The sequence below is a fragment of the Paraburkholderia azotifigens genome (genome assembly GCF_007995085.1).
Lineage (GTDB): Bacteria > Pseudomonadota > Gammaproteobacteria > Burkholderiales > Burkholderiaceae > Paraburkholderia > Paraburkholderia azotifigens.
In genome coordinates this window covers 2,355,125-2,371,738 of sequence record NZ_VOQS01000001.1, presented here as the reverse complement: position 1 = coordinate 2,371,738, position 16,614 = coordinate 2,355,125, and the positions used below count along the sequence as shown (strand labels likewise).

Here is a 16,614-nt window from a genome sequence, read left to right as displayed (position 1 = left end):
CACCATCCATGCCAGCGAAGGGGACGCAATAGCCTGAGGAAAAACGGAATGAGACGACAGCGGCTGCGGATGGCCGTGTCGACGGCGAAATAGCGTGTGTTGCAATCGACATGGTCGAAAGGCTACACGTGATTGATGACCGTCGAAAGTCCAGAGGGATAGGGGTTTTTACGAGGACGAAGCCCGCATGATCGCGCCCTTTGCGCTCGAAGAACGTGCGCGACTGCCCATCCGGCGTGCAGTTGCGCCCATCCCGCTTGCACGTGGCGAGCGGTCGCACGCATGACCTGGCGACGATACGATCGTGCCCGTTTTACAATGAGAGCCGGTTGTCGAACGAACGCTAGCTGAACGGAACGCCCATGTCAGTCCATTCGAAGAAAGAGCAGATTCAGGTGCTGCGCGAGCAGGGTTTTGTCGTCGTGCCGGGTCTCATCACGCCCGAGCGTTGCGACGAGATGAAACAGATCGCGCGCCAGCAGTTGCAGGCGGCGGCCGAGCCGGTCGAATTCGAAGCCGATCTGCGCTATCCGGGTGCGCCGGAGTCGAAAGAAGCGCCAGGCGGGCATACGGTGCGGCGTCTGCTCGACGCGTATGCGCGTCATCCGCGTTTCGCCGAATGGGCGACGGCGCCGGAAATCCGCGGCTGGATGGAGCTGTATTTCGGCGAAGAGCCGCGCCTGTCGCGCGCGCATCACAACTGCATGATGACCAAGCATCCCGCGTACGGCAGCCTGACGGGCTGGCATCGCGACGTGCGTTACTGGTCGTTCGAGCGGGACGATCTGGTGTCGGTGTGGCTCGCGCTCGGCGATGAAACCGTCGACAACGGGGCGCTCTGGTTCGTACCGGGCTCGCATGCCGCGGCGTTCACGTCGGACCGCTTCGACGAAGCGAAGTTTTTCCGTTCCGACGTGCCTGAAAATGCCGCGCTGATCCAGAAAGCGGTGTCGCCCGTGCTGAAGGCGGGCGACGTGGTCTTCTTCCACTGCAACACGCTGCATTCGGCGGGGAAGAATCTGTCGGATCAGGTGAAGTTCTCGCTGGTCTACACCTATCACGGCGCGAGCAATGTGCCGCTGCCGGGTTCGCGCTCGGCGTCGAAGCCCGAAGTGGCGTTCTGAGCGTCCCGTCGGGCCGCGTCCCGACGGGAATGCGTTGGCCCCGTCAGCGCTTGCTCGACGCGAGCCCGATCAGGCCGGCGAGCGTCGCGACGATGCCGCCCGCAATCAGAAAGATGGTCTTGTTGGTCGGCGAACCGGTGAAGACCCGCGACACATCGTTGCTGAACGAATGGAACGACTGGCCGCCGAAGTACAGCAGCACCACGCCGCCGGCGATCAATGCGAGCGAGATCGCTTTGGTCATGAACACTCCTTCATCGATGAATAATTTGGCCGAAAGTCTAGGCGATCGACGGCACGGCGTCCATGCCGCGCGTCCCGCAGTGTGGGCGTCTGCAGCGGGCGCGGCGATTGGCTAACATAGGGTGTTGGGCCGTCGCCGCCTGGTTGCCATCTGCGTACCGGATCGCGCCGAAATAGCAGGGTCGCTTGATACCGGTACCATGCAGAGACGGCATGCAGAGACGGCACATCGGACCAACTACAACGAATACAACGCTTTACCCACGCGATGCGCGACCCGCATCGCCGACTCCATTTCAGAGGACTCCAGCAATGGCTTACGAAGCAGCTTCAGCACGCTATTCGGACATGCAGTACCGCGTTTGCGGCAAGTCAGGTCTCAAACTGCCCGCGCTGTCGCTCGGCCTGTGGCACAACTTCGGCGACACCACGCCGATCTCGACGCAACGCGAGATCCTGCGCACCTCGTTCGATCTCGGCATCACACACTTCGACCTCGCGAACAACTACGGGCCGCCGTACGGCAGCGCGGAAACGAACTTCGGCCGCATCTTCAAGGACGACTTCAGGCCGTATCGCGACGAGCTGCTGATTTCGTCGAAGGCTGGTTGGGACATGTGGCCCGGCCCGTATGGCCAGGGCGGCGGTTCGCGCAAATACGTCCTCGCGAGTCTCGACCAGAGCCTGCAGCGCATGGGTCTCGACTACGTCGACATCTTCTATTCGCACCGCTTCGACGTCGACACGCCGCTCGAAGAAACGGCAGGCGCGCTCGCGAGCGCCGTGCAGCAGGGCAAGGCGCTGTATATCGGCATCTCGTCGTACTCCGCGCAGAAGACGCGCGAAATGGCGAAGCTGCTTGCCGAATACAAGGTGCCGCTGCTGATCCATCAGCCCGCGTACAACATGCTGAACCGCTGGATCGAAAGCGAGCTGCTCGGCGCACTGGAAGAAACGGGTTCGGGCGCGATCGCGTTCACACCGCTCGCGCAAGGTCTGCTGACGGGCAAGTACCTGAACGGCGTGCCGCAGGATGCGCGCGTCAACAAGGCGGGCGGCGGTTCGCTGAAGCAGGAGCATTTGAGCGAGCAGAACATCGAACGCGTGCGCAAGCTCAACGACATCGCGCAACGCCGCGGCCAGAGCCTCGCGCAAATGGCGCTCGCATGGACGCTGCGCGATTCGCGCGTGACGTCGGCGCTGATCGGTGCGAGCAAGGCCGAGCAGGTTCGCGAGAACGTCGCGGCGCTGAAGAACCTGTCGTTCACGGCGGAAGAACTGGCGGAAATCGATCGCTATGCGACGGAAGGCAGCGTGAATCTGTGGGAGAAGCCGTCGACGGATCAGCACATCTGATAGCCGAGGCATTCGCAAGCCGATGCCACATTAAAAAAGCCGCCCACATGGGCGGCTTTTTCGTTTCCGCGCCGGGCTGTTTCGCCCAACGCACGAGACGCGAAAATCGCTTCGCTAAACGAGCGCAGGCAAGCCCTCTACCAGCACGACCGCAAACACGACGCCAAGCAGCGCACCCAGCACACGCAGCGTGTTGTGCCTGAACTCGGTTTTGCAGGGCAGCGCACCGAGGAAGAGTGCCCCGGCCAGCGCCATCGGAATGACCAGAATGAAATCACCGATCGTGAAGTAGTGCATGCCTGTCTCCTTTGTGTAATCGCCAGGACGCGACTGCATGCGGCGCGCCTGAAAACAGTATAGGAGACGGTATCGATGCGTATTGTGGGTTGCAGCGCACGCGCGCTTCTGTCCCTTGGGCGGCAAAGCGAAGCGGGGCAAGGCTTTGCGCGCTGCAGGCGGCTGTGAGCAGAATTTCGCGCGATGCAACCGCGCGCTTACGTCGACCTTTCTGAATATGCGTTTTACCGGTCGAAGCGCTGGCGAGCGTTGCACGCGTTGCAGGAACGACGCTATGCGGCGCCGCTGCGTTCACGGGCGCGCAGCCGCGTCGACGCGAGTATGCCGATCAGCAGCAATCCGCCGACGAGCGCCGCGACGCCCGTCCATGCGTAAGCCGCCCACACGCGCCCGCCGTACGAGCCGACGATGCTCGACCCCAGGTAATACGCGAGCAGATACAGCGCGGCCGCCTGGCCTTTGGCTTCCTTGGCGATCCGTCCGACCCAGCCGCTCGCAACCGCGTGCCCCGCGAAGAAGCCGAACGTTACGCAGGCGATCCCGCATGCGATCAGCGTAAGCGACTGCGTGGTCGTCAGCAGCAAGCCGCACAGCATGATGACGATGCTGCCCGTCAGCACGCGCGCGCGTCCGAACGTGTCGGCCATGCGGCCCGACCATGGCGACGCGACCACGCCCGTCAGATACACCACGAAGATCCCGCCGATGGCCGTCTGACTCAGACCGAACGGCGGCGCGAGCAGCCGGTAGCTGATGTAGTTGTACAGCGTGACGAAGCTGCCCATCAGCACGAAGCCCATCAGGAACAACAGAGGCAAACCGGGGCGGCGGAAATGCGTCGCCAGCGCCGCGCGGTGATGCGCAAAACCGAGTCCGCGCCGCGGCACGAAATGCCGCGACGGCGGCAGCAGTGAGCGGAACGCGAGCATCGACAGAATGCCGAGCACGCCGATCGTGCCTATCGCGACGCGCCACGAAAACAGATCCGCGACCACACCCGTAATGACCCGCCCCGCCATGCCGCCGATGGCCGTGCCGCCCACATACAGGCCCATCGCAAGACCGAGACCGTCCGGGTGCACTTCCTCCGCGAGATACGCCATCGCGACGGCAGGCACGCCGCCGAGCGCGAGTCCTTCGAGCGCGCGCAACAACAGCAGCGCGTGCCATTGCGGCGTGAACGCGACCGCGAGCGTGAGCAGCGACGAAGCGGTGAGCGAAGCCGTCATCAAACGATGACGGCTCCATCCTTCCGACACGAAGCCCGCGACGAACACGGCGAGCGCGAGCGCCGCCGTCGTCAGCGATAGCGACAGGCTGCTTTGCGCAGGGCTCACATCGAACGAAGCGGAGAACGCGGGTAATAGCGGCTGCACGCAGTAGAGCAGCGAGAACGTCGCGTAACCGGCGAACAGTAGCGCGAGACTGGCGCGCCAGTAGGCACGCGTGCCGCGCTCGAGATACGGCGCGCCGGAAGAGGAAGAAGAGGATGAGGCGAAAGACGAAGAATCAGCGGGCCGACTCGGGTCCGACGATGCGGTCACAACAAAACTCCCGGAAACGATGAGAAGCAGTGAAAAGCGCGCCATCGGCAGGCGCGCGAGGGCTCAACGATACGCCGAATGCGCAGCGGGCGTCGTCGAACTCTGCAGCAGGACGCGGACCGGGAAGTCCGCGATCCGCGCCTCAGCTACGCGTGGCGGACACAGTGCTCGCGGGCTGGCCGGCTGCGTCGGGATCAGTGAGCTGCTCGTCGGTGGGCAGGGAAGTCGCGTCCCAGCCGCCGCCCAGCGCCTTGATCAGCGCGACGCTCGCAGCCATCCGGCGGCGCGCGATCGAGACGGCTTCGCGCTCGTTGCTGAGCGCCGTCGTTTGCGCGACGACGACATCGAGATAGGTGATCGCGCCGTTCCTGTAGCGGTTCGTCATGATCGCGAGCGAGCGCTGCGCGGCTTCGACGGCGTCGTCCTGCGTCTGCGCTTCCTGTTCGAGCACGCGCAAGGCCGCGATGTTGTCTTCCACCTGGCCGAACGCCGTCAGCACCGTCTGACGATACTGCGCGACGCCTTCATCGTAGTTTGCCTGCGCCTCGGCCTTTTGCGCGGCGCGTCCGCCGAAGTCGAGCAAGGTGCCCGCAAGCGACGGCCCGAGCGACCAGAAACGGCTCGGCGCGAGCAGCCATTGGCTGAAGTTGGTCGCCTCCAGTCCGCCCGTCATTGACAGGATCAGATTCGGAAAATAGGCCGCAGTCGCGACGCCGATCTGCGCGTTCAGATCGACGACACGCCGTTCGGCGGAAGCAATATCGGGCCGTCGTTCGAGCAGCGTCGACGGCACGCCGACGGGTGCGATCACGGGCACGGCGACGAGCGGCGCGACGGGCAGCGAGAACGTCGAAGGCGGTTGGCCTGTCAGGATCGCGATCGCGTGTTCGAGCTGTGCGCGCTGCACGCCGAGATCGATCGACTGCGCCTGGGTTGTGCGCAATTGCGTCTGCGCCTGCGCGACATCGGCGTCGGTCGCGATGCCGCCCTTGTAGCGGTTCTGCGTGAGTTCGACGGCTTCCTTGTAGGCGGCGATGGTGTCGTCGAGCAATTGCCGCTCGCGGTCGATGCCGCGCAATTCGAAGTAATCCGTCGCGAGTTCGGCCTGCATCGACAGCAACGCGCTTTGCGCATCCGCGGCGCTGGCTTGTGCGTTCGCCCGCGCGCCTTCGACGCTGCGCGACACGCGGCCCCACAGATCGGGTTCCCACGTCGCGTCGGCGCCGACGATCCAGTCGTCGAGCGTCTTGCCCGCCGTCGACTTGAACTTCACGTTTTCCGACGAGCGCGCGCGCGAGTAGCCGCCGTTCATCGTGACGACAGGGAAGAACTGCGAGCGGAACTGCGCGACCTGCGAGCGCGCCGCGCGAAAGCGCGCCTGCGCGGCCTGCACGTTCTGGTTCTCGCTCGCGACCTGCTGTTCGAGCGCGTTCAGCGCGGCATCGTTGTAGACCTCCCACCAGGCGCTGCGGATATGCGCGTCGGCGGGTTCGGCCGTTTTCCAGCCTGTGCCTTCGACTTCCTTGTACGTAGCCGCCGTGGGTGCCGTCGGGCGCCTGTAGTCGGGACCGAGCGTGCACGCGGCAAGCAGGCTCGTGCCTGCAAGGGCGAGAGCAACTGAACGCAGACGCATGCGTGACGTGCTCACTCTGATGCCTTCGAAGTCTGTTCGTTTTGCGCGGAAGGCAGACCGCCCGAGGCACCCGAAGCAGCCGCTGCCTTGCCCGCCTTCGGATGCACGACGCGCACCGCCGCGCCGTCGACGATCGAATCCTGCGGATTCAGAATCACCTGTTCGTCGCCCGTCAGTCCCGACGCGACGGCGACGCGCGTCCCATAGTCGGTACCAAGCGCGACCTTGACGAGCTTCACGCGCTGCTGCGCATCGACGGTGGCGACCTTCACGCCGTCGGGGCGGAACAGGAACGCGTTGCCGGGCAGCGTGAACGGCGCCGCGACCTGCGACTTCAACGCGAAATGAACCTGCGCATACGCGCCGGGCAGCAGATCACCGTTGCGGTTGTCGACGTCGACTTCGACGAGCATCGTGCGCTGCTGCGCATCGACGGCGCCTGCCGTGCGCGCGACGGTGCCGGGATAGTGCTTCGACGGCGTTTCCGTAAGCGTCAGATACGCGGTCTGCTGCGCCTTCACTTCCTGCGCGTAAGCCTGCGGCACGTTCACGTAGACGCGCAGCCGGTCGGCCTGCGCGACGTGGAACAGCTCTTTCGCCGGGCCACCGGAACTGCCCGCATCGATCAGCGCGCCGACATCGACATTGCGCGCCGTCACGATGCCGTCGAACGGCGCATAGACCTTCTGGAACGATTGCATCTTCCCGAGCCGCGCGACATTGAAGCGCGCCGCGTCGAGCGTGCCTTTCTTCGCGAGCATGTCGCCGACCTTCTCGTCGGTTTCCTGCTTCGAGACGGAGTTGCTGCGCAGCATCTCCGTCCAGCGGTCGGCGGTGCTTCTGGCGAGCGCGTAATTCGCCTGCGCATTCTCGAGATCCGCGCTCGCGGCCTTCAGCTGATCGTCGACTTCGGGCGTGTCGATATCGGCGAGCAGTTGTCCCGCCTTCACGTGCGCACCGATGTCCACGTACCACTTCTTCAGATAGCCGTTGGTGCGCGCGTAGATCGGCGTATCGAGAAACGCCTGTACGTTGCCGGGCAGCACGAGGTCGAGCGCCGCCGCCGACTTCTGCGGCTTGACGACTTCGACGCTCAGTTGAGCGGCATGCTGCGCATCGCGTTCGAGCGCGGCGTGTGCATCGTGACGCGACCAGATGCCTTGCGCGGCGAGCGCAAGCACGACGATAGCCGCGCCGGCCGCGATCCAGCGCGCGCGCTTCGATGAGCCGCGCGGGCCTTCCCCGTGCGGCGCGGACTCATCAGGACGATTCACTTCCATCTGCACTCCGGATACTGTGCTTGCGCATCGTTGTTATGACAGCGGCCAGTTTGCAGCCGCTTCGCGTCCACTCAGGGCACGTCATTGCGGCTTATGGACGACATGCGCGGCGGCGCGTGCGCGCCGCTCCGACAGCCGTCGATAGATCATCGAAAACACCACGGGCACAAACGCGAGCGTCGCAATCGTGCCGATCGCAAGTCCGCCGATCACTGCGCGCCCGAGCGGCGCATTCTGTTCGCCGCCTTCACCGAGGCCGATCGCCATCGGCACCATGCCGATCACCATCGCGAGCGCCGTCATCAGCACCGGGCGAAAACGCGTGAAGCCTGCTTCGATCGCGGCGCGCGTCGCGTCGCCATGTTCGAGCAGCTGCTCGCGCGCGAAACTGATGACGAGAATCGAATTCGCCGTCGCGATGCCGATACACATGATCGCACCCGTCAGTGCCGGAATCGACAGCGTCGTGTGCGTGAGGAACAGCATCCACACGATGCCCGCCAGCGCGCCCGGCAACCCCGTGATGATGATGAACGGATCGAGCCACGACTGGAAGTTCACGACGATCAGCAGATACACCAGCACGATCGCGAACACGAGACCGGCGAGCAGGCCCGAGAACGAATCGTTCATCGTCTGCACCTGGCCGCGCAGTTCGATCGACGAACCCTTCGGCAATTGCGCCTTCGTGTCGGCGATGACCTTCTGGATGTCGTCGGACACCGCACCGAGATCGCGGCCGTCTGCCGTGCCGTAGATGTCGATCGTGGTCTGCGCGTTGTAGTGCGTGAGCACCGCGTTGCCCGCCGTGCGATGCATCGTCGACAGCGCGCCGAGAATGTTCGTGTGGCCGTTCGCGTTCAGCGGAATGTTCGCGAGCGATTGCAGCGAATCGATCGAATATTGCGGCGCTTCCGTGATCACGTTGTAACTGACGCCATTGCGCGGATTCAGCCAGAACGTCGGCGTCGTCTGCTGGCTGCCGGAGAGCGTGATGAGCAGATTGCTCGCGACGTCGCGCTGTGTGAAACCGGCCTGCTGCGCGCGCGTGCGGTCGACATCGACGAAGATGCGCGGCAGATCCGAAGGCTGCTGGATGCGCGCGTCGGCAAAACCTGGAATGGCGCGCAGCTTGTCGAGCAACAGCGCGGCGAACGCGCGATTGCCCTGCACGTCGCGTCCGACGATCTGCACGTCGATGGGCGACGGCATGCCGAAGTTCAGCGTCTGGCTGACGATATCCGCGGGCAGGAAGGCGAACTGCACGCCGGGGAATTCGTCGGTGAGCGTGCGGCGCAGCTTGCGAACGTAGTCGGCTGTCGGATGGTGGTCCGGGTTCAGCGTGATCAGAATGTCCGCGTCCGACGTGCCGATCGTGCCCGTGTTGCTGTACGACAGGTTGATGCCCGACACGGGCAGACCGATGTTGTCGATGATCGAATGCAGCTCGCCGCGCGGAATCAGCTCGCGGATGCGCGCATCGACGCGGTCCGTGACGACGGCCGTTTCCTCGACGCGCATGCCCGTTTTCGCGCGCAAGTGCAGCGCGATCGTGCCGGCGTCGACGGCAGGGAAGAAGTCGCGGCCGAGGAACGGCATCAGCAGCAGCGACAGCAGACAGCAGCCCAGAAATATCGTCACGAACGGGCCGGGCCGTGTGACGCGCGCCACGAGAAACTCGCGATAACGCGCGCGCACGTTCGCGAAGCCGCGCTCGAACGCGAGGTGCATCCGCATGAACGGATTGCGCGTTTGCTGCGGATGATGGAAGTCGGCGGGACGATGGTGATAGCGCAGCAGATACTTCGCGAGCGTCGGCACCAGCGTCCGCGAGAAGAAATACGACGCGAGCATCGCGAACACGACGGCTTCGGCGAGCGGGATGAACAGATAGTGCGCGACGCCCGTCAGCAGGAACATCGGCACGAACACGATGCAGATGGAAAGCGTCGACACGAGCGTTGGAATCGCGATCTGATGCGCGCCGTCGAGAATCGCCTGTTCGAGGTTCTTCCCCTGTTCCAGCTGATGACTGATGTTTTCGATCGCGACGGTCGCGTCGTCGACGAGAATACCGACGGCAAGCGCAAGCCCGCCTAGCGTCATGATGTTGATCGTCTCGCCGAGCGCGGACAGCGCGATGATCGACGTGATCATCGACAGCGGAATCGACACGGCGATGATCAACGTAGCGCGCCAGTTGCCGAGGAACAGCAGAATCATCAGACCCGTCAGGCACGCGGCGATCAGCGCTTCACGCAGCACGCCTTGCACCGATGCGCGCACGAACAGCGACTGGTCGGCGACGGGATCGATGTTCAGCGACTCAGGCACGAGATTGCGCAGCGCCGGCATCATGGTCTTGATGCGATCGACGATTTCGAGCGTCGACGTATTGCCGCTCTTGTTGATCGTCAGCAGCGACGCGCGCTGTCCGTCGACGCGCACGATGTTGGTCTGCGGCTGATAACCGTCGCGTACATGCGCGACGTCGCGAATGTAGATCGTGCCGTTCGGGCCGGACTTGATCGGGATGTTGTTCAGGCCTGCGAGCGAATCGGGGCTCGAATTCATCTGTACCGAGTATTCCGTCGAGCCGATTTTCGCGGTGCCTGTGGGCACGATCAGGTTTTGTGCGGTGATCGAATTCACCACGTCCATCGGCGACAGATTGCGCTCCTGCAGCTTGCGCGAATCGATATCGACCATGATCTGCCGCTGCTTGCCGCCGTACGGTAGCGGCGCCGATGCACCCGGCACGGTCGCGAGCTGCGTCTTCAGGAAGTTGTTACCGTAGTCGTACAGTTCCTGCTCGGTGAGCGACGGTGAAGAGAGCGACAGCCGCAGGATAGGCACGGTGGATGCGTTGTAGCGCAATATGTTCGGCGGCGTGATGCCGGGCGGCAGCGAACGCAATTGCGATTGCGACAGCGCCGTAACCTGTGCGAGCGCTTCGCTGATGTTGGCGTGCGGCTGGAAGAAAATCTTGACGACGGCGATGCCGTTCATCGAAGTCGATTCGACGTGCTCGATATCGTTCACCGCCACGGACAATCCGCGCTCGTAGTTGAGCACGATGCGCTTTTCCATCTCGTCGGCGGGCAGGCCGTTGTACGACCAGATCACCGACAGCACGGGAATGTCGATGTTCGGGAAAATGTCCGTAGGCGTGCGCAGTATCGTCAGCGGGCCGATGATCAGCAGCAGCAGCGCGAGAACGACAAACGTATAAGGGCGCCGCAGCGCGAGACGAACGATCCACATGGAAGGGCGGTCCGGTAAAGGCGGGGGCGGCTGCTTCTGGTGGCAGCGAGCATTGCGCGACGGCGGCCCGGCCGGGCGTGCGCGACAGGAATATAGCGCGTATCGTAGCTTACATCGACATTTTTGAGACGAGTGGATGGGTCGGTTTATGATGACCCTGTTACGGGCTGTTACAGTCAGGGTTTCGTAAGTCGAATCGACCGGATGAGCGCCTGACGAGGCCTTACTTTTTGCTTTGCCAAAAGGCTCAAAAGGGCAACAATGGGGCTCAACGGGTTGGCTTCCGCAAGACAGTGGTCGAAGGTAAGTCGATCCCCGCCCTCGGTTTTTCGAGTCAGGTGCGCATGCAACCATTTGCGCGTTGCGGCGCTTTTATCAGCACATTGACCGGCGCAGTCCCGAACAAGCCGGCAATCGGGAGAACGGGGAAACATCATGCAAGTCGGTTCTATTGTTCGGTCCGTGCATATCGCTGTGCCACAAGGCGCGCGCGGAATCGTGATGCGCATTCTCGGCGACATGGCGATGGTGGCGTGGTACGCCGGCGAGCCGGGTACGTCGAAAATGTTGAACACGGAACCCTTTTTCCTCGAGGATCTGATCGACACGGGCGAGTTCGTTCGTCCCGCAGGCGCACAGGTACATTGAGCGCGGTTTTGCTTGCTGCTGTCGTGAATGGCGAGGTGTGCGGCCGCTGAACGACGCCGCGTCGCGAGTGAATCGCGGGTCATACCGCGCTCGTTTTTGTGCCCGGCACGGCGCACAATGCGGGCATGAACGAAGACACTCCAATTCCGCAGGACGGCCACGCCGTTCCTTTCGCCCGGCTCACGCCGGAAGTGGTGCTCGACGCGCTCGACAGCGTGCTCGACTCCGTAGGCGTGCGCACCGATGGGCGCATGCTGCCGCTCAACAGCTACGAAAACCGCGTGTATCAGGTCGGCGTCGAAGACGGGCCGCCTGTCGTCGCGAAGTTCTACCGGCCCGAACGCTGGACGGACGAAGCGATTCTCGAAGAGCACGCGTTCGTCGCGGAGCTGGCCGCGCGCGAAATTCCCGCCGTGCCTGCACGCACCTTCAATGGCGCCACGCTGCATACGTTCGACGGTTTTCGGTTTTCCGTCTTCGAGCGTCGCGGCGGCCGCGCGCCCGATCTCGATCGCAAGGACACGCTCGAATGGCTCGGCCGGTTCATCGGGCGCATTCATGCCGTGGGTCAGACGGCGAATTACGCGGCGCGTCCGACGCTCGGCATCCATACCTTCGGATACGAGCCGCGAGACTATCTGCTCACGCAAGACTTCATTCCCGCCGACGTGCGCGCCGCGTGGCAAGCCGCCGTGAATCTGGCGCTGGAAGGCGTCGAGCAGGCGTTCGAACGGGCGGGCGATGTGCGTCAGCTGCGCATGCACGGCGATTGCCATCCGAGCAACGTGCTGTGGACCGACGCAGGCCCGCATTTCGTCGATTTCGACGACAGCCGCATGGGTCCCGCGATTCAGGATCTGTGGCTCTTGCTGCCAGGCGAACGCCAGGAGGCGTCGCGCGCGCTGACGGATCTGCTCGCGGGCTACGAGGACTTCTGCGAGTTCGATCCGCGCGAGCTGCATCTGATCGAAGCGTTGCGGACCTTGCGGCTGATTCATTACTCGGCGTGGCTTGCGCGCCGCTGGGACGATCCGGCGTTTCCTGCCGCGTTTCCGTGGTTCAACACGCAGCGCTATTGGGAAGACCGCATTCTCGAGTTGCGCGAGCAGATCGGCGCGATGCAGGAAGGACCGCTCTGGCCCGTGTGACTTCGTGCTTTATCAGTCGGCGGTTTGCGGGCGGCGTTGCGAGTCGGCCATCGTGCGCGACGGCGCCGGCGCTGTCGACGATGCGCGCTGCGCTACTTTCGCGAGCGTCGAGCGGACGATCACTTGCGCGCGCACATCGCGCCCGATCGTTTCGATGCCCGCGCGCATCTGCGTGAAGTCATCCGGTGAGCACACTTCGCTGCCGAAGCGCGTGTAGCCGTCGCGCGTCACGGTGATGACATGTGCGTTCGCATCGTAGGAGTACGTCGAGCGATAGTCGATGAAGCGGTCTTGCGCGGCCACGGCTTCCGGCATGTCGATCACGCTGAAATTCGCAGGCAGTGCAATGCGCGTGCGCTCGTGCAGCTCGACATTGCGGCAGACGTAAGGCTGCGTGCGCTGCCGCTCGCCGAGCCAGTAGCGCACGTCCGACTGAAAGCCGCCGACGAAGCTCGTGAGTGCAGGAATCGACGCGGCCGTGCCTGGCACGACGAAGTCTTCGAGCTTGCCTTTCATCGTCATCGACAGCGGGCCATCCGTCGCGTTGAGGTTGCTGGACGATAGCGTCGCCGTCCCCGAGAGATTCACGGAACGCAGTTCGGCCTGCAGCGATTCTTCGCGCTGGGCGGGCGTTTGCATGCGCAGCAGCGCGCGTCCTTGTTCAGCGACCCATCCTGCTGCTTCGAGCTGGTAGACGAAGCCTGCCGAGCCGTCGGGTGCGACGTCGATCGACAGATCGGTGGTGCGCGACATCGTGGCCGTCGACGGCGTGCGCGACACCACGCCTGCGTCGACAAGAACGGCGGGGCGGTTCATGTCGGTGGAAGGCAGATAGCCGAACTCGACATTGGGCGCCGTCGAATCGGCATAAAGCTGCAAGTCGGGCAGCCACGTGATCACGTGATTCAACACGCCATAGCCGGGCACGTCGGGCAGCGTGTAGATCGTGCCGCTGCTGATCAACGCGGGCTCGTTGCGAATGCCGACGGCATCGAGCAGCGCGCCGTACAGCGCGACGTGATCCTTGCAGTCGCCGTAGCGGAGCGTGAGGACATCCGTCGCGCGATGCGGCACGACCGCGCCTCGTCCTATGTTCACGGCCACGTAGCGCACGCTCTTGCGGATCCAGTCGTAGAGCGTCTTGGCTTTTGCGCGCGGAGTCGGATCGCGCGCGGTCAGCGAGCGCGCCAGGTCGACGATGGCGGGGTCTGAGGCACTCGCATCGGCGGCCGATTCGCGATACTTCGCGGCGAACGCGGCGTAGTCGGGATACGTCGACACCATCAGCCGGTCGCCGTAGCTCACGTACGCGATCGATCCGTATTCGAGCCGCGCGAAGTGCGCCTTGTCGTAGCGAAACTCGTAACGCGTGCGGCCATTCTGCGTCGCTGGCGGCTGCGCGATGAAGCCGCGCGCGTCGGCATAGAGCGGTTTGTTGGCGGGCAGATCGTAGATGAGTCGGAAGTTGTGAGTCGGCGCGAGGTCGGGCGGCGTGAAGTCGCTGAAGTGGCCGGGCACGATCGGCTGCTTCTGCGTCTTCCTGTACTTCAGATGCACGCGCGCGCCCGGCTCGACGGCGGGAAACACGATCACCTTTTCGAGGATGTCCTGGAACATCGGCGCATCGAACGAACGCGCTTCCTGCACGTCTCGAATCTGCTCCGGACGCACGTCGTGACGCGTGCCGTCGGCGGAGGTGGTGTACGCCTCCAGAATGTCGACGCTCGCCATGTTGCGGTTGAACCAGATGTAGTACTGCGCGACGCGCGCGACGCCCGCTTCGTTGTTCACGTGCAGCGTCATGTCATCGATCTTCGTGTACGAGCCGTCGGCGTTCACTGTGAAGATCTGCGTCTCGCGTTCGTTCGTGTACGGTTCGATGGGCGCGCCGGCGGCGGCGTTGAGCGTCGCGATGCCCGCATGGTTCGTCGCTTCGCTGCCGCCGACGGTGTCGGCAGCGCGGGCTGCGCACAGGCAAAAGACGCACGAGGCCGTCGCGACACAAAGGATCGTGAAAAGGCGCATGGGGAGTCAGGCGTCCGAAGGAATTGGTCTAGTTCTGTCGCATCCCTCACTTCAAAGTCACACAAAGTTTGTGTCAAGCGGGCAGACCGCACACAAGGACACCATTTTTCTGATCCAGGCGCCGGCATTCGCCGTTGAGGAAACTTACATTATGTGTAATGATAGTTATTCTCATCTGAAGGGCGTCGCCAGCCATTTGTCATCTTTCTCCTCGTGACAAGCAAGCCAGCTCTTCGATGGCTCCCTGTTTTCGGCACTGAATCGCCGCACGGCTCAGGTCGTACAGCGTTTCGGGCGATCCGTTTCCGCTCCGGAACGGCACTTCCAGCCTCCATTAACCTCGTTGCCGCGCGTCGGCGACCCACGACCCGTTTTGCCAGGAACACGATGAACGTGCCCGAATCGATCGAACTGAAGCCAGCCACCCGTGCGGGCGCGATGCCTGGTGGGGTCCAGCACCTGGATGCGGACGAACGGGCCGCGCGGCGCCAGCGCTCGCGGCGCGCGACGTTCATCAAGTGGCTGCGCAAGGTGCATGGCTGGGTCGGGTTATGGGGCGCCGTGCTCGGACTGTTGTTCGGTGTAACGGGCTTCCTGCTGAACCATCGGGCAGGGCCGCTGAAGGTGTCGTCGGGCGAGCCGCAGGTCGAGCAGTTGCAGATTGCGCTGCCGCAGAAGGGCTTCCAGTCGCCGGGCGACATGTCGCGCTGGATGAAGGACGAACTGCATATCGACGGCAAACCGGGCAGGGTGCGTCGCGAGCCCGCGCATCCCGTCGCGTGGGGCGATCAGAGCGCCGTGCAGCCGGAGTTCTGGCAGGTCGGGATCGCCGGTCCGGGGCAGAACGTGCAGGCCGAGTATTGGGTCGGCAACGGCTTCGTGTCGGTGAAGCGCACGCAGAACTCGTTTCTCGGCACGATGAACAATCTGCACAAGGGCACGGGGTTGAGCGTCGGCTGGGTGCTGTTGATCGATACGATCGCGGGCAGTCTGATTCTGTTGTCCCTGACGGGTGTGCTGCTGTGGACGGAACTCAACAGGCGCCGGACTGTGGGCGCTGTGTTGATCGGCGGATCGATCGTGGCGGCGGTGGTGTGCGGGTTGATGTGATGCTCGCGTTTTGCTGACGGCGCTCGTCAGTCGTCGCGGTCTTCTTCGCGCGTCGGGTCTGGAAGCCGCGCGAAATTGGTGAGCTTCACGTCGCCTTCCGGGAAGCGCGCGATGATCTCCAGTTCGCCGCCGAGCGCGCGGATATGATCGCGCAACGTGGAGATGTACATGTCCGTGCGTTGCTCGAGTTTCGCGATGCTGGGTTGCTTGACGTTGAGGCGTTGGGCTAGCGCTTCTTGAGAGAGGCCACGCGCCTGGCGTAGGGCGTACAGGGGCATTTCGGCGCGAAGCTTGTCGGCAATTGCCTTCGAGCGTGCGCGGGACTCAGGCGACATGCGCGCCCGTAGCTCTTCAAACTTTCTTGCCATTTCTGGATCCTTCACGTTCTAGCTGCACGAGGTGCAGCCGATAAAGAATTTCGGCGCGCGGCACATTCTGTTCATACCAGCGGTCGTGCCCCGTCTTGTCTCCGCCAAGAAGCAAAAGAGCGACGCGGCGTCGGTCGAACGCATACAACACCCGATAGGGTCTTCCGCGATGCTGGATTCTCAGTTCCCGCAGATTGCCAACTTGTGAACCTATGATCCGGCTTGAATGCGGAAACCGCAGGTACGGACCGGCCTCTTCCAGTAAATCGATCGCTGCATCGACCGATTCCCTTTCCGCCTCCCGCAACCCTTCCCACCAGGCCAAAAAAGCATCGGTGTACTCAACATCCCAGGTCATCGAAAATATAGCCTCCAAGGAATATTCCGTCAAGGGAATATTGGCGACCTGCGGACCAAACGCGACGCGACACATAGGCCGCGAAGCAGAGTCCGCAAAAATTCGATGCTATGGATCAGAGATGCTCAGCGACAGTCAGCCGAACGGCCATGCCGGGCAGAAGAGACGGACCGCGAGCGAGCCAGCCAGGCTCGCGGTCCAACCACAAGGACAGAG

General features: G+C 63.5%; 14 protein-coding genes. 5 read left to right on the top strand and 9 right to left on the bottom strand.

Annotated features, from left to right (window positions below; all coding sequences use genetic code 11):
* Nucleotides 1-362 precede the first annotated feature (362 nt).
* Complete coding sequence (locus tag FRZ40_RS10545; protein WP_147234069.1) at nucleotides 363-1,124, top strand: phytanoyl-CoA dioxygenase family protein; 762 nt, start codon at nucleotides 363-365, stop codon at nucleotides 1,122-1,124.
* A gap of 43 nt (nucleotides 1,125-1,167) precedes the next feature.
* Here the strand turns inward: FRZ40_RS10545 and FRZ40_RS10540 are convergent, their stop codons facing one another.
* Entirely contained in the window at nucleotides 1,168-1,368 is a 201-nt protein-coding gene (locus FRZ40_RS10540) for a DUF3185 family protein (protein WP_007744726.1), read from the bottom strand.
* A 311-nt stretch (nucleotides 1,369-1,679) separates the two neighbouring features.
* Between FRZ40_RS10540 and mgrA the strand changes: the two genes are divergently transcribed.
* On the top strand, nucleotides 1,680-2,723 hold the full coding sequence (gene mgrA, locus FRZ40_RS10535; protein WP_147234068.1) for an L-glyceraldehyde 3-phosphate reductase: 1,044 nt from the start codon (nucleotides 1,680-1,682) through the stop codon (nucleotides 2,721-2,723).
* Nucleotides 2,724-2,837: 114 nt separating this feature from the next.
* On the opposite strand, the gene FRZ40_RS10530 is transcribed toward mgrA, so the two are convergent.
* The 5 genes from FRZ40_RS10530 to FRZ40_RS10510 form a co-directional block, all read right to left on the bottom strand.
* On the bottom strand, nucleotides 2,838-3,020 hold the full coding sequence (locus tag FRZ40_RS10530; protein ID WP_007582094.1) for a hypothetical protein: 183 nt from the start codon (nucleotides 3,018-3,020) through the stop codon (nucleotides 2,838-2,840).
* Nucleotides 3,021-3,292: 272 nt separating this feature from the next.
* On the bottom strand, nucleotides 3,293-4,564 hold the full coding sequence (locus tag FRZ40_RS10525; RefSeq protein ID WP_147234067.1) for an MFS transporter: 1,272 nt from the start codon (nucleotides 4,562-4,564) through the stop codon (nucleotides 3,293-3,295).
* Between the two features lie 142 nt (nucleotides 4,565-4,706).
* Nucleotides 4,707-6,197, bottom strand: a complete 1,491-nt coding sequence (locus FRZ40_RS10520) for an efflux transporter outer membrane subunit (protein ID WP_147234066.1) — start codon at nucleotides 6,195-6,197, stop codon at nucleotides 4,707-4,709.
* A gap of 11 nt (nucleotides 6,198-6,208) precedes the next feature.
* Complete coding sequence (locus tag FRZ40_RS10515) at nucleotides 6,209-7,477, bottom strand: efflux RND transporter periplasmic adaptor subunit (RefSeq protein WP_147234065.1); 1,269 nt, start codon at nucleotides 7,475-7,477, stop codon at nucleotides 6,209-6,211.
* Between the two features lie 81 nt (nucleotides 7,478-7,558).
* Nucleotides 7,559-10,741: an efflux RND transporter permease subunit gene (locus FRZ40_RS10510; protein WP_147234064.1), complete on the bottom strand. Its 3,183-nt coding sequence runs from the start codon at nucleotides 10,739-10,741 to the stop codon at nucleotides 7,559-7,561.
* A 435-nt stretch (nucleotides 10,742-11,176) separates the two neighbouring features.
* On the opposite strand from FRZ40_RS10510, the gene FRZ40_RS10505 reads away from it, so the two are divergent.
* Both FRZ40_RS10505 and FRZ40_RS10500 read left to right on the top strand, forming a co-directional pair.
* Nucleotides 11,177-11,389 carry a hypothetical protein gene (locus FRZ40_RS10505; RefSeq protein WP_012399510.1) on the top strand — a complete coding sequence of 71 codons (213 nt, stop codon included), beginning with the start codon at nucleotides 11,177-11,179 and terminating at the stop codon, nucleotides 11,387-11,389.
* Nucleotides 11,390-11,514: 125 nt separating this feature from the next.
* Nucleotides 11,515-12,537, top strand: coding sequence for a serine/threonine protein kinase (locus FRZ40_RS10500; RefSeq protein WP_147234063.1), 1,023 nt, complete (start codon nucleotides 11,515-11,517; stop codon nucleotides 12,535-12,537).
* Between the two features lie 12 nt (nucleotides 12,538-12,549).
* On the opposite strand, the gene FRZ40_RS10495 is transcribed toward FRZ40_RS10500, so the two are convergent.
* Nucleotides 12,550-14,562 (bottom strand): DUF3857 domain-containing transglutaminase family protein, encoded by a 2,013-nt coding sequence (locus tag FRZ40_RS10495; RefSeq protein WP_147234062.1) that lies wholly within the window; start codon nucleotides 14,560-14,562, stop codon nucleotides 12,550-12,552.
* A gap of 387 nt (nucleotides 14,563-14,949) precedes the next feature.
* On the opposite strand from FRZ40_RS10495, the gene FRZ40_RS10490 reads away from it, so the two are divergent.
* Nucleotides 14,950-15,672 (top strand): PepSY-associated TM helix domain-containing protein, encoded by a 723-nt coding sequence (locus FRZ40_RS10490; RefSeq protein WP_147234061.1) that lies wholly within the window; start codon nucleotides 14,950-14,952, stop codon nucleotides 15,670-15,672.
* Between the two features lie 26 nt (nucleotides 15,673-15,698).
* On the opposite strand, the gene FRZ40_RS10485 is transcribed toward FRZ40_RS10490, so the two are convergent.
* A complete protein-coding gene (locus tag FRZ40_RS10485; protein WP_147234060.1) occupies nucleotides 15,699-16,040 on the bottom strand; it encodes an XRE family transcriptional regulator in 342 nt (113 codons plus the stop codon).
* Nucleotides 16,024-16,398 carry a type II toxin-antitoxin system RelE/ParE family toxin gene (locus tag FRZ40_RS10480; protein WP_147234059.1) on the bottom strand — a complete coding sequence of 125 codons (375 nt, stop codon included), beginning with the start codon at nucleotides 16,396-16,398 and terminating at the stop codon, nucleotides 16,024-16,026. Before FRZ40_RS10480 ends, FRZ40_RS10485 begins: the two co-directional genes overlap by 17 nt.
* Between the last annotated feature and the right edge of the window lie 216 nt (nucleotides 16,399-16,614).

Bases quoted from the DNA above. Each gene is read 5' to 3' on its own strand.
- FRZ40_RS10515 (WP_147234065.1), bottom strand. From the start codon at position 7,477: ATGGAAGTGAATCGTCCTGATGAGTCCGCGCCGCACGGGGAAGGCCCG.
- FRZ40_RS10505 (WP_012399510.1), top strand. From the start codon at position 11,177: ATGCAAGTCGGTTCTATTGTTCGGTCCGTGCATATCGCTGTGCCACAA.
- FRZ40_RS10480 (WP_147234059.1), bottom strand. From the start codon at position 16,398: ATGACCTGGGATGTTGAGTACACCGATGCTTTTTTGGCCTGGTGGGAA.
- FRZ40_RS10495 (WP_147234062.1), bottom strand. From the start codon at position 14,562: ATGCGCCTTTTCACGATCCTTTGTGTCGCGACGGCCTCGTGCGTCTTT.
- FRZ40_RS10540 (WP_007744726.1), bottom strand. From the start codon at position 1,368: ATGACCAAAGCGATCTCGCTCGCATTGATCGCCGGCGGCGTGGTGCTG.
- FRZ40_RS10520 (WP_147234066.1), bottom strand. From the start codon at position 6,197: ATGCGTCTGCGTTCAGTTGCTCTCGCCCTTGCAGGCACGAGCCTGCTT.
- FRZ40_RS10500 (WP_147234063.1), top strand. From the start codon at position 11,515: ATGAACGAAGACACTCCAATTCCGCAGGACGGCCACGCCGTTCCTTTC.
- FRZ40_RS10510 (WP_147234064.1), bottom strand. From the start codon at position 10,741: ATGTGGATCGTTCGTCTCGCGCTGCGGCGCCCTTATACGTTTGTCGTT.
- mgrA (WP_147234068.1), top strand. From the start codon at position 1,680: ATGGCTTACGAAGCAGCTTCAGCACGCTATTCGGACATGCAGTACCGC.
- FRZ40_RS10485 (WP_147234060.1), bottom strand. From the start codon at position 16,040: ATGGCAAGAAAGTTTGAAGAGCTACGGGCGCGCATGTCGCCTGAGTCC.
- FRZ40_RS10545 (WP_147234069.1), top strand. From the start codon at position 363: ATGTCAGTCCATTCGAAGAAAGAGCAGATTCAGGTGCTGCGCGAGCAG.
- FRZ40_RS10530 (WP_007582094.1), bottom strand. From the start codon at position 3,020: ATGCACTACTTCACGATCGGTGATTTCATTCTGGTCATTCCGATGGCG.
- FRZ40_RS10490 (WP_147234061.1), top strand. From the start codon at position 14,950: ATGAACGTGCCCGAATCGATCGAACTGAAGCCAGCCACCCGTGCGGGC.